Source organism: Pseudomonas sp. W5-36 (assembly GCF_046540455.1).
Taxonomy (GTDB): Bacteria; Pseudomonadota; Gammaproteobacteria; order Pseudomonadales; family Pseudomonadaceae; genus Aquipseudomonas; species Aquipseudomonas graminis_B.
In genome coordinates this window covers 13,427-25,859 of sequence record NZ_JAXCIQ010000001.1, presented here as the reverse complement: position 1 = coordinate 25,859, position 12,433 = coordinate 13,427, and the positions used below count along the sequence as shown (strand labels likewise).

The following is a 12,433-nucleotide window of genomic DNA, read 5'->3' as shown; positions in this document are numbered from 1 at the left end:
ATAAGTCTCGATCTCTTGTAGATGCAGGTAGCGTGACTGGATGGCGCCTTGCTACTATCCGTTGAAGATGGGATCCATTTTCGTCGACTAATCGTCCATTGAAACAAAGGAATGTATGGCACAGATCTCAATCCCCAAAGTTGCGTTTCTCGTCCTTGAGCCTCAACCATCATCGGTCGCACCAGCTACCCTTGTTGATGCTCCCCGATTGCTTCCAGAGTCTTACGCTGATGATGAGCATCACGGTCTGATCTATTGTCCCGAGTGTGGGGTCATGTGCAGTAGGCGACCCCGCAAGAACCCAACGCGGAAAGATGGCGTTCCGGCGTTCTACTTTCATATGCCCGGCTTCGATAAGGTGGAATGTCCACACAGGAGAAAGGGTGGTGCGGGCGGTGGGGATGATGAGGGGGGCAAAGAGAAAAGAGCTATCAACCTCGTAACGTTCGCAGGCTGGAAGAGCTTGACGGAGAACGAGGCAGATGAGGACGATGATGATGAAGATCAGGATCAGAACCCACGTAAAAGGAAGGAAGTACAGGGCGGCTCATCGGTAAATGGTCGCGGGTTTGAGAACTTCTACGATGCTGATGGGAACCTGCTAAATCCGGGGCACTTTCGCACCGTACGTAGGCTTGTGCGTTTGGCTCAAATAAGCCTTGATATCGCTATTCAGTTTGAAGGAGAGGAAGCCGTCTTACTGCGCGATTTAATCGTCCCTATAGAGAAAGCCCAGCAAGATATAAAACGGTATCTTGGAAAAAGCTTCTTGTTCTTTGGCCAGCCTACCTCTATTGCAAAAGGCAAGTACAACCGAGTTTTCTTTAATTTCAAATCTCCCCAGCACGAGCTCAGCGGACACTGCGAACTTGATATCTTCGAAAGTCGTAACTGGCAAACTTTTGAGAGAGATCGATACTATCTATTTTACGGACGCGTAGACGGGAATGAAACCCATTCCATCGTCAGAATACTAGAATCAGGACAGATCGACAGAGCGCCACTATCATCAAGGACTCTTCTTAACAACTTTAGATAATACACAGCTACTCACCTACTTATCTACAGGGGTATTTTATGCCAGTATCTGTGACCGCCTACCGTGTTTTGATCGGATCCCCTTCGGACGTAAGTGCTGAGAGAAAGGTGATTGAGACTGCCATTCATACTTGGAACTCTATGAATAGCGTCAAGACTGAAAAGATTTTGCTCCCTGTTATGTGGGAACTTGATAGTGCTCCACTTCAGGGGGATCGCCCTCAAGGAATACTTAACGACCTGATTGTTAAGGACTGCGATATTATTGTTTCTCCTTTCTGGTCCAGACTTGGAAGTGATACGGGCGTAGAAAAGTCAGGCACGGTAGAGGAAATAAAATACTTCATAAAAGAGAAACGTCCTACACTAATTTATTTCTCAAAAAGCGCGCTGCCTCAAGATCATGACCCTAACCAATGGTCACGACTGTGCGAGTTCAAAAAAGAAATCAGAGGCGGTGGAGTACAAGAAGATTTTGATGGAGGGTCTGACCTTTCGATGAAGCTGATTCGACACTTAACTATCGTCATGGACAATATCAATACGGCACCTACCGTAGCGACAAAAGAAGTTAACAGACTTATACGCGAAGAAGATGTGGTTCTTCGCAGGGCTAAAAAGCAGCAAATGCCAATAGCCGACACTAAAAGTACACACCATACTTTAAACCGGTGTACCGATAAATCATTTTACGTTGGTGGACTCCATGATCCAGACTACAAATGGCCTACTAGTCTGCATGGCCAGTTTGTAACAGTTGCGTCCATTGGACGGGTATGGCAGTTCAGCAATAAGCGGAGGGAAGAGGTCGCCAAACTTCTAGGCATTAACGCAAATATCGTAGAGTAGTGGTTACGCGTATCACCCTTTTGAATGGGTCGGTGATGAGCAGCAGATTCAGACGGCGATATTCCTACTCGGCGTGGGATTAGTAGGTACAGAGTTCGCAAAAAGACAGATGCCGCCCGATACGGGGAGTTGACGTGCTACAACTTTCTTTGAGGTTCGACCTGTCTGCATCCAGTGCAGTGCTAGGCGGGCCGGGCTAATACCTGACCCCTCTCGGGTAGTGGATGGATCGACTCAGTTGTTACAGGCTGCGCATGTCCACTCACACAGCCCATCGTCCCTGCTTGCCTCTCGCGCCTCTGCATCTTGTCTCACTTGTTCTCCCAAGTACTTGCCCCGGTGTTACAGGGCTTCCAGCTCGCGCAGTTCCTCGGTGGTGATATCGCCAGCTCGCAGCTTGAGGATTAGTGCGTCCTTACGGTCGGCTTGATCAATCAATTGTTGCTTCCGGCCAGCCATTACCTCAGCTTCGCGTTCCAGCTTGTGCGCCTCTTGAGCAGCCTTGTACTCGCGCTGCATCGCTTGACGTAAGCGGGTGTAGTTCAGCTCGTAGGCAGAGATACGGACGACCTCAACCCGTGGCCCCTTGGCCTTGTGATGCAGACCAGAGCGGACGCATGCAACCTCTATGACCTCGGAATGCTGTGGGGTCCAGCCAGCCTTGACCAATGCATCGGCATCGACCTCAGACAACAGGGCAACTTGGAACAGCTCGAACGCCTCACGGCCTGCCTGAGTGAACGGGCGGGTGATGGTAGGCAGCAGGTCCAGCAGTTTGGTAGCCAGATGATCGCTACGTCCCTCGGAGTTGATCACCAGCTCATGAGCGACTTCGCCCAGTGCTTGCAGGTGATCGTAGTACGGATAGTCTGTCTTGATACGCTCTGACATGGCATCGATCAGGGGCAGCAGGTCGTCGCCGTACTGGCTGATGTACTCACGCCATTTCGGGTAGTCGTAGCCGTAGAGGCCGGTGGGGTTCTTGAACAGGTCGTTGTCTGGTGCCTTGGTCATGATCGACAGGCGCAGGTCGGACAGCCACTTGAACAGGTTGCTGTATTGCTCCGGATTTGGCAGGTCTTCGGGCAGCTCGCCCAGCAGTCGGCCAGTGGATTCGAAGTTGCGCAGCGTCTTGCTTACTTCATCCTGCACCTTGCCCATCGCACGTAGCTTATGGTCGTGCAGCTCGCGGCCCGGAATCAGCAGCGGGCGGTATTGATCAAACTGGCTAGTAACTTCCAACATGGTGGCGTGTACGCCGATGTAACGGATACGAGCCTTGGCATTATCTGCGCCGAACTTAGCAATCAAAGTCTGGGCATCGTTAACCTTCATGTCGTTGATAATTTGTGCGGTAGTTGTGGTCATTGGAACCTCTCTCTTTAACGGTAATGGGATTGGGATTGGGCAGGTATAGGGTTGCGACTTTCATGTACGGTTGAACGCCAGCAGGGCAAGTGCAGTGCAGTGCAGTGCAGTGCAGTGCTAGGCATTCAGTTACTTACGTGACCTTCTTGGCTACAAGCTGAACGCCACGCCCTTCATTGAAGTTCGATTGCAGGCTGACAGGTGCAGCATAAGGTTGACGGCCATTAACCGTGTCTCCCTCATCAGCATTACCCAGCTCGCCGCCATAGTTGAATGACGGGTTGTATCCGATGCGTAGAGTTCTCATGCTCGGGTAGCCTCGTTGATTTCATCCGCGTGATCCATGAGCCAGCAACGGCCCTTCGATGTAATACGGAGGCCATCGCTGAAACTCCCTCCACTCACCACGTAGAACCCAGCATCTCTGCCAGCATTAGTAAGTGAATATCGGGTTAACTTGCCTTGATGACGGGCACACCAGAACAGATAGTTCTGAACTACATACTTGTACGCAAGATCGGGGCTATGGATGTCGGCCAAGTAGCAGCTATGACGCCAGTGCAACAGGGTACGATCAAGCCGGGAGTACGCTTTAACCTTCCGGGCATTGGCCGCGAACATGTCTTGATGTTCCTCAGTTAACTTGCGATAGGTGGCTGCTGCTAACTTCTCGTCATTGCGCACGACTATGAAGGTGTCAACGACTAGTGAATAGAAGGGGAAAGACACCCACATCGAATATGCGATGCATGCTTTCTCCGTTGCAAGGGTTTGCCCACCCCTACCATTTATGCTCTGGAAATTTCCCGAGCTAGTTAATTCGCGCTTAGCCTCGTTGTTCCACTGGCTAGGTGCTTTGCGGTCAGGAAGGCCCAACTCTCGCCAGATGTCAGTGAGGTTGTATAGCCCTTCCTCATTTGATAGGAAGGTGTGTAAGTTACCCCTTGAGTCGGGTAGTTTAATGGGCAGTGCGATAGTCATAGTAGACCTCTCGATATTGATTAAGGAATGCAGAATGCAAATTTGCACTCTGGGAATTTTGGGGGGGACGTGTAGGCGAAGGGGTACGACATGCAAATTTGCAAGTCGGTCTAGGTAGGTGATAGAGGGCATACAAGTTGGGGCACTCGGCCACTCATAGGAGAAAGGCGACCAGACCGTTACTAATGAGTAGGGAATGCCCCAGCTTGTATGCCCTGCCCCAGGATTTAATCTGTACTGCAACTTAATCAGAAACCCGATGACCTGCCTTTGAGCATCGTCTGTTGCATGAGCTTCTGAGCGGGTGTCAGTAGAACGTCAGGCTTATCGCTAGTACGTTCAGGAGTGAATGAGATACCAGTCGCACCCATCGGCATACCGGGTAGGCGCGGAGTAGGCTTAACAGTTCGGTCGATGATCGGGTTAGAGACAACTTGAATATCCCTGATCATGCTGGCACAAATGGGCGGGTAGTAATGGGAACAGGTTCCATGTACTCCTTCACCTCACCCTCTGGATAGACTGGCTTCCACTGTGCATCGTTGATACGACCGGCGAACAATGCTGACCATCCGTCCTCTGGCTTGCTACCGTGAGCAATCATCAAGCTGATACGGCCCAAGCCTGACTCTACTTGCTTCGAGTCCACTGCAAGTACAAGGCTACCCATGCGCTTACCAGAGAGATTGCTTTGATTAATAGCGTGACTGGCATCGGTGATTGCTGTGAAATCCACGTTTGGCATGTTGTGTAGCGTGACACCAACTTGCGGCTGGCGTTTAACTTGAGACGACGCATCGCCTGTAATGGGAGTTTCCAAGGTCTATTACCTCTCTGACTGTAGGGTTGATTAAATCTCCGTGCGACTTTCATGTACGTAACCCCAAGCTAAGGGGCGCTACTGGTTACTACTAGTTGCTACTGGGGGCTACTGGTTGCTCTCTTTCTTTGTTCCAAAGAAGTAGGGAGTTTTCTACTGCTGCTACTGTTTCTACTGATTACTACTTTGCTACTTGGCCTGAGACCGATGAACCAATAGTCAAAAGCAATGAACACTTATAGTATCATAACAATTTTCTATCGGCATCGCTCCCACATCGAGTGCTCTTCCTCTACTGCAACTTAAAGGGCGGGGCCGGTCGGAGCACGCCCGCCAACCTGCAATGCAACTTATCTAGAGTCTAACAATGTGAGATTTAACCAAATGCAAAGCCCCAGAGGCTCGCTATTCGCGTTTAAAGCGCTTGGCAGTATTCGGCTCAGCATTCTGCGCCATAGCTGCCTACGGGCGTTCTGGGGCGTTACTGGACTGGATACCCTATAGCAGATAGTTAATCTCCCTTTCTCCATAAGCAGAAGAAGGGAGAAATACAACTATGACTACTTGATAATACTGTAGCTACAGTAGCTACCTTAACTACTACACTACTGTTGCTACTGGGGATTCTCCTGTACTGCAACTTAAATAGGCATCGGGCTACAGACCACGGATTACGAGGCTTCCAGCGGTTTTGTTTATTATTTGCACAGCAGTCTCACACTAAATCACTGTGAGACTTTATGACCAGAATGCCCGATCCAGTCACGTTTGCCGCTGGCCGCTCTGGAATTTAAAAACCTGTGGGTTTCAAGTGTCTAACACTGTGAGACTTAAATCTAAGCTACTGGCGGTCCTATAATGCAATTCAAAGCCTAGACTCGCTTTGAAACCGTGAGGCACTGAGAGCGCGCCTGAGGCACGTTTACCCGTACCCCTCACATATCCTGGGGTTTCATGTGAAAGCCGCAAGCGGAGCAGACAGCTAACTGCCCGAAGCTTTAACAGCGCATCTCGCATAACCATCCCGGCGCTTGCCCTGAACCCCCGCCCTCGGCCAGTAGGACAGCCGCTGTCAGATGAGATACCGCAACCGTGAAGGCCTGTGATCGGTGTTGGCCTGCCAGTTGAATCAACGTAGCGTCTGCGCGCTCTGGTGGCCCTCCACGGTCAACATATGATTGATCAAGGCATAACCCGCGAGAAGGCTTGCACCTGGAATACCCAGTAATACATGTGGTCGCATGCCCGAGTGTCTGGGCCTCAAACTTCAGCCCGCTTTACAACTCAGACGGACTCCTTGGCGCAATGGCGCTTCACGGTGCGCAGGGACAGCCCCAAAGCTTCGGCAACCTCAGATTGACTCATACCCTTGGCACGCAGCTCGCGCACCTGAGACGTGACGTCATCAGCTACAGGACGACCCAGCTTCACACCGGCAGCTTTGGCACGGGCTAGCCCCTCGCTGGTACGCTCACGGATACGGCCACGTTCCATCTCAGCCAGCGCCGCCATTACCTGCATGATGAACCTACCCTCTACGCTGGTCAGGTCTGAGGCTGGCAGGTCGAGCGAGATAACCCGGATACCTAAAGCCATCAACTTATCGATGGTGGCCTGCACGTCGATGCTGTCACGACCAAGGCGGTCTAGTTTCAGAACCACAAGCGTGTCTCCACTCTCCAAACGGTCTACCAACCTTGCAAATACAGGACGTTCGGAGGCTGGTACTGAGCCGCTTATCGTCTCAGTGTGTACCCGGTTCGCAGGGATGACGTATCCGCGCTCCCTGATAGCGTGCATTTGGTTATCTGTAGTCTGCTCGGTGGTGGATACCCGGCAATAGGCGTATGTACGTGCGGTCATGGTGTCGCCTCTGGTCTTCGAGCTGGCATTTGGTGCCATGTAATGGTGACAACAATACAAGTGGTGCCAACAAGTGTCAAACCCTATTTAGATGTCACCACCTTATGACCCGTTTTAAAGGTGACTACAATTGATCGTTTGATGTCACCACCTGCAAGCCAGACCGACAGGCACTTGATCAACAGGACATCGACAACCACTACCGGCCATCGCCCTGCCCACTACAGTAGCCATTGCACGACCGGCGCGCGTACAGACAACGATAGAGCAAGAGGGTCGGCACTGGCCCCCACCTCGACGCATCGACCGGCAGACGGCAGCACAGCCCGCCACGACAGCACAGCCCTAAAGCCCTGAGACTACGAAAGCCCCGGCCAGCCCCCCGAAAAGAAAGGTGTCTATGCCCCCGGCTGCACACACAACCACACGCTGCCCCCCTCACGGGGGAACTAGAGCTGCCCGAGCGAGCGAGATATGCCTGACGGGTGCAAACCATTTTCGATTCGGTGATCTAGGACGGCAGCAAATGACCAAGCTCATCCTCTTCATCGATTGCTCAATCACCTCAGCGAGTATCGCTCCTCCAAGAAAATCGACGGAGCAGAGAGGCAGAGGGAACGGGTTCAGTGCTACTTTAATGCTTTACCCTGCTTCGTGGCCGATACCCGCATGACAACCAGTGAACGCTGCAAAGCATGCTGCCGCGACAAATTTAGTAATGCTGATCGGACATTGCGCCGATAACTAGGAGAAATTATGGCTCTGGCAGACGAGATTCAGACCGCACGGAAGAAAGTCATCACCGATGGGTATGAGATGTCAATCGGTGAAATCATCAACCTCTACAGAGACGACGAACTGGTAATCGATCCTGTTTTTCAACGCCTTTTCCGCTGGGGTGATGAGCGTAAATCCCGTTTCATTGAGTCCCTCATTCTTGGCATCCCAATTCCGCCTATTTTTGTATATCAGGATGAGAACGGAGTATGGGAGCTTATCGATGGGTTACAACGGCTCTCGACCGTATTGCAGCTCACCGGCGATCTCAAAGGTGACCGCGCCGCGGAGTTAGGTCCTCTGATTCTTAATGGCACCAGATTCCTACCAAGCCTTGACGGGAAGCGGTGGAAGGAGTCAGCAAATGGAGCTAATGATGGAATACCTCAACCTCTGCAAATTGAAATCAAGCGGGCGCGCGTTCGAGTCGAAATATTGAAGTCGGATAGCGATGTCTCGGCAAAGTTTGAACTATTCCAGCGACTTAACACTGGGGGCGCGAGCCTTACCGAACAAGAAGTTAGAAATAGTATCGCAGTATCGTTGAACCGTGAGTTTTATGACTGGCTTATTGAGCACTCAAACAATGCTGCATTTATCGAAACCACCGGCCAAACTGAAACCGCACTAAACTCCCAAGCGGGCGTCGAGTTAGCGCTACGTTTCTTTGCTTTCAGATATATACCTTACCAGCCTGGACTGGATGTACATGAGTATCTTGACGATGCGCTGATGAAGATGGCAACTGACAATACTTTTGATCTAAATCAAGAGGGAGAGGTATTTACTAAAACCTTCACATTCTTATCCGAAGCTCTTGGCTCGATGTCATTCAAACGATGGGATGGTCGTAACTTCTCAGGCAAGTTCTTAATGTCTGTATTCGAGGTCATGTCTACAGGCGTATCGCACAACTTGGTTGAACTCGAAGCTTTGCAGGCACATGAAAGGCAGGCATTTATCGAGCAGGCAGCGAAAAGCCTTTGGAATAATCCAACGTTTAATCAGTACTCAGGTGCTGGTATTCGAGGGACAACACGGCTGGCTCGACTGCTACCAATAGCAGCTGACTTACTAAAGCCGTGAGGCACAATCCATGGCTGATATTCGTACGCTAGATCAACTGCAAGACGCTTTGGATTCAGAAATGGGATGGCGAGTAAAGGAGGTCGGCGCTTTTAATGTCGCCTCCAGAAGCGGCAGCCCTGAACGAAAGTTTTTCATACGCGCCGGAGTGACTTTAACATATGCGCATTGGGAAGGCTTTATAAAAACTGCTTCAGAGCTGTACTTGAACTTTGTACAACACCGAGGATTAACTTACGGCGAACTTAAGACCTGCTTTGCGATTTTCGGATTGAAGGCTCATCTCGAAATGCTATCCAGCTCACGAAAAGCTGCTGCTAACATCAAGGCTTTTGAGTTCGTTTTTTCAGAGATGGGAAACCCTGCGAGAATGCAGATGTCATCAGCAATTGATACCGAGTCCAACCTTACATCTAAGGTATTCACTAACATCGCCACGTCGCTAGATATAGACGTGGACAAATACACAACAAAATTCAATCTAATCGACGAAAGCCTAGTAAATCGTCGCAACAAAGTAGCGCATGGCGAATTCATGGATTTGGGTGGAAAAGAGTTTGGATTACTTGTTGCTGATGTACTCCAAATGATGCGGGACTACAAAACAGACTTGCTTAATGCAGCATCACTAGAAAGCTACAAAAGACCAGCATAACCTATAAATCGAAAGCCAAAGCCCAATCATCAGATTGGGTGGGGCTGAACGCATCAGAAAAGCATGCAGCCCCAACCTCTTTTGGTTATACGTTTATCGCTGTAAAATTGTGGCAACTACTTAGGCATTGCAAGTGAAATCGGATTCTATCTTTTGAAATATGCTAGAGACGCTTCGCAGTTTCAACACTCATCATCCGATAAGATCACCTTTAACATTTTTGCGATGGTGTCAACAGGGACTCCGGCACCATAAGTGTCGAAGGTTATTGTACCAGAGGCATGCCCCATCACCGCTTGGGCATGAGTTGTTGGAACTCCTCTAGCCTGCATCAGGGAAGCCAGAGAGTGACGCAACGAGTGAAACACCAAGCCACGCTCGTAGGTATCTCCAAGGGCCGCTGGGATAGCCTGTTGATTAGCCCACTCGCCTGCCGGTCTGTAACCGATTTGCGCCAATGACTCCGACCCACTGAGCTTGCACGCTTCGACATACCTCAGGAAAGCTGCAAGGTCGAATCCATAAGCACCATCCGTTAAAGGCACCATCCGCTCGCTACGTTTATTTTTGATGGACTTTCCTTCACCAGCCTCATTGATGTGAATTGCTGAAATCCCAGACGCAAGGACATGAATGTCTCCCGTGGTTAACTGGGATATTTCGTTGAGACGCCCGCCAGTGATGATGCCTAGACTCAGCAGCCAGCGCTTCCATGAGGTTTCAGACAGATTGTTAGCGTACTGCATCAGCTTACCTACCTGATCCTGACTGAGCGCCTTGCGGTTCGACTCTAGGCCCTTGGTGAATTTGAGCTTCTTGTCGAAAACCTTTTCTAGGTGGCCGTTTGCAACAGCCCAATTCAGGACAGCCGAGAGCTTCATTAGCATCTGATTCACCGTTGAGGGTTTGCGCGTAGTAGCTAGCTGATCCCTCAAGGAAACAAGGTCTGCCCGTGAGTGCATCCTCAAGTCCAGCGCCCCTAAAGCGGAGCAGAGAACGCCATGCGTGAACTTGGTGCTACTCAGCGTATTGGCCTTCTGCTCCCCTGCCCTATCAGCCATATAGAGACCGGACAGAATCTCGAAAGTCATTGCAGGCACTGTCGTCGGTTGAGATGAGGAGACGCCACCCACCAGTTGCAACGAGCTGGAAGGGAAAGCCTCAAGGTTTGAAGAACCACGCTCGCCATCTGCATGCAGCGCCCCCCAAGCATGCGACGACTCCGCTAAACGTTTGTGCCCAAGTACCTCAGCCGAGACCGACAAGAAATGCTCCTTCAGCTCAGACCACAGAGCCGTTGGGTTCTCACGGTGGAATGCCCTGATGAATCCCGATAGCTGATCAGAAGCATCCAGAGCGGCCCTTCTGTTGCGGGTCTTGAGGGAGACAGAAGCGGACTCGGCGATGCTGCCTGTCGCCCGCAGACGAAGGTAGTAAATACCGTTGCGCCGGTAGTGATATGGCATAGCGAGTCTTGTGGTCGGCCCCTGAGAAGCGAGCAGATTTGTGACAGTGGTTGTGACAGCAGATCGCGGTGAAGAGAGGTTCATATCGGTTAAGCCCCGTACTCAGTGGGTTAACCCGTATTCCTTGAAAATTCTGGATGTACTGCCGGGAGGACCTGCGCAAGTTGAAGCGAATCACGTTGCTGTGGGATTACATCCGTGAGGCTACCGAGCGCAATCAGGGGTTTCTGTTGGGTAAAGCCGGGCGGATGACGTTTGTGGATTAATGAGAAGTCGGCTGTGGACAGAGTGTCTCGGCTCAACGCGATCCTGTGGGAGTGAGCTTGCTCACGAAAGCGGCATTTCAGCCGCTGAAGATGCATTGGATGGCCGCCCCTCTTCGTGGGCAAGCTCACTCCCACCAGATCGTCGAATGGCTGGAAACCCCATCTAAAAAGCCCCTTCCCACCATAGTTCAGAAATCTCTGAACTATGCATTTAAGCTTTCCTATTCTTCCCGTTCATCGGCCGAATCTAAGATCGGCCCCAATAAAGGAGCCCGTCCAGTAGAGACACGGCCCGAAGATTGCCTTTTCTGATGTGACTGCCACTGTACCCCGTCTCGGCCTGCGCCGTGGCGGAGCCCTGTCTGGGGTCACACGTCAGCCGCACGACGCAATCTTTGAGGACGCTCGATGAAACTGGAAATCTTCCGCACGCTCTGGGGCTACCGCTCCAGCAAGGCCCAGGCGCTGGACGAGCTGCTGGAAGCAGGGTTCGACGGCATGGAAGCACGCCTGCCGCTGACGCCGGTTGAACGCGCGGAATTCGGCGCCTTCCTGCGCGGCAATCACGTGCCTTACATCGCCACGGTGTTCACCGCCTACGACGTCCTCCCGGAACAATCAGCGACCACCGCAGAACACCTCACTGACCTAGAGCAGAAGCTCGCCTGGTCAACCGAACTGGCGCCACGCTTCGTCAACGTACTGGCCGGCAATGACCGTTGGCAATTGCCGCAACAGGTGGACTTCTTCGGTCAGGCACTGGAGCTGGCGTGCAAGCATGGGCAGACGGTCACTTTTGAAACCCACCGCGCGCGCTCGCTTTTCAATCCTTGGGTCACCCTTGAGCTGATCCGCCAGTTGCCCGATCTGCGCTTTACCAGCGACATCAGTCACTGGATCGTCACCTGCGAGCGTTTGCTCGACGACCCCGAAGACGACCTCAGCGCGTTCGTCGAGCGCGTTCATCACATTCAGGCCCGGGTCGGCTACGACCAGGGCCCGCAAGTCCCCCATCCCGCTGCCCCCGAGTACGCTCGCGAGCTGGCTTTCCATCAGCAGCACTGGGAAGCCGTGTGGAAATCCCAGCAGGCGCGAGGCTATCAGGTCAGCACAATGACGCCCGAATTCGGCGCCGACGGCTATCTGCATCACCTGCCCTTCACCAATGTACCGGTGGCCGATCTCTGGTCGCTGAACGTGTGGATGGGCCAGACCGAACGCGAACATTTCCAGCGCTTCACCCACACAACAAGCCGATAAGGAG

At 51.8% G+C, this 12,433-nt stretch carries 11 protein-coding genes and 1 pseudogene; 6 read left to right on the top strand and 6 right to left on the bottom strand.

The annotated features are described in order from the left end of the window. Positions 1-115: 115 nt before the first annotated feature. A complete protein-coding gene (locus tag SLW74_RS00095; RefSeq protein ID WP_410927803.1) occupies positions 116-1,039 on the top strand; it encodes a hypothetical protein in 924 nt (307 codons plus the stop codon). Between the two features lie 140 nt (positions 1,040-1,179). Continuing rightward, positions 1,180-1,887 carry a hypothetical protein gene (locus SLW74_RS00090; protein WP_410927802.1) on the top strand — a complete coding sequence of 236 codons (708 nt, stop codon included), beginning with the start codon at positions 1,180-1,182 and terminating at the stop codon, positions 1,885-1,887. Between the two features lie 342 nt (positions 1,888-2,229). Here SLW74_RS00090 and SLW74_RS00085 read toward each other — a convergent pair whose 3' ends face one another. From SLW74_RS00085 to SLW74_RS00065, 5 genes are all read right to left on the bottom strand, one after another. Further along, positions 2,230-3,255: a hypothetical protein gene (locus SLW74_RS00085; protein WP_410927801.1), complete on the bottom strand. Its 1,026-nt coding sequence runs from the start codon at positions 3,253-3,255 to the stop codon at positions 2,230-2,232. 133 nt (positions 3,256-3,388) lie between these two features. After that, on the bottom strand, positions 3,389-3,562 hold the full coding sequence (locus tag SLW74_RS00080; RefSeq protein ID WP_410927800.1) for a hypothetical protein: 174 nt from the start codon (positions 3,560-3,562) through the stop codon (positions 3,389-3,391). Further along, positions 3,559-4,236 (bottom strand): hypothetical protein, encoded by a 678-nt coding sequence (locus SLW74_RS00075; RefSeq protein ID WP_410927799.1) that lies wholly within the window; start codon positions 4,234-4,236, stop codon positions 3,559-3,561. The genes SLW74_RS00080 and SLW74_RS00075 overlap by 4 nt, the downstream gene beginning before the upstream one ends. 448 nt (positions 4,237-4,684) lie before the next feature. Further along, on the bottom strand, positions 4,685-5,056 hold the full coding sequence (locus SLW74_RS00070) for a hypothetical protein (protein WP_410927798.1): 372 nt from the start codon (positions 5,054-5,056) through the stop codon (positions 4,685-4,687). Between the two features lie 1,284 nt (positions 5,057-6,340). Further along, positions 6,341-6,919, bottom strand: coding sequence for a recombinase family protein (locus tag SLW74_RS00065; RefSeq protein WP_410927797.1), 579 nt, complete (start codon positions 6,917-6,919; stop codon positions 6,341-6,343). Positions 6,920-7,675: 756 nt separating this feature from the next. Between SLW74_RS00065 and SLW74_RS00060 the strand changes: the two genes are divergently transcribed. Beyond that, complete coding sequence (locus tag SLW74_RS00060) at positions 7,676-8,782, top strand: DUF262 domain-containing protein (protein ID WP_410927796.1); 1,107 nt, start codon at positions 7,676-7,678, stop codon at positions 8,780-8,782. A 10-nt stretch (positions 8,783-8,792) separates the two neighbouring features. Beyond that, positions 8,793-9,437 (top strand): MAE_28990/MAE_18760 family HEPN-like nuclease, encoded by a 645-nt coding sequence (locus SLW74_RS00055; protein ID WP_410927795.1) that lies wholly within the window; start codon positions 8,793-8,795, stop codon positions 9,435-9,437. A gap of 182 nt (positions 9,438-9,619) precedes the next feature. Here SLW74_RS00055 and SLW74_RS00050 read toward each other — a convergent pair whose 3' ends face one another. Next, positions 9,620-10,903 (bottom strand): tyrosine-type recombinase/integrase, encoded by a 1,284-nt coding sequence (locus SLW74_RS00050; RefSeq protein WP_410927794.1) that lies wholly within the window; start codon positions 10,901-10,903, stop codon positions 9,620-9,622. 128 nt (positions 10,904-11,031) lie between these two features. Between SLW74_RS00050 and SLW74_RS00045 the strand changes: the two are divergent. Together SLW74_RS00045 and SLW74_RS00040 are read left to right on the top strand one after the other, a co-directional pair. Further along, positions 11,032-11,169, top strand: a pseudogene (locus tag SLW74_RS00045) (LysR family transcriptional regulator); the annotation flags it as partial. A 408-nt stretch (positions 11,170-11,577) separates the two neighbouring features. Continuing rightward, positions 11,578-12,429 (top strand): sugar phosphate isomerase/epimerase family protein, encoded by an 852-nt coding sequence (locus SLW74_RS00040; RefSeq protein ID WP_410927793.1) that lies wholly within the window; start codon positions 11,578-11,580, stop codon positions 12,427-12,429. Positions 12,430-12,433 lie beyond the last annotated feature (4 nt).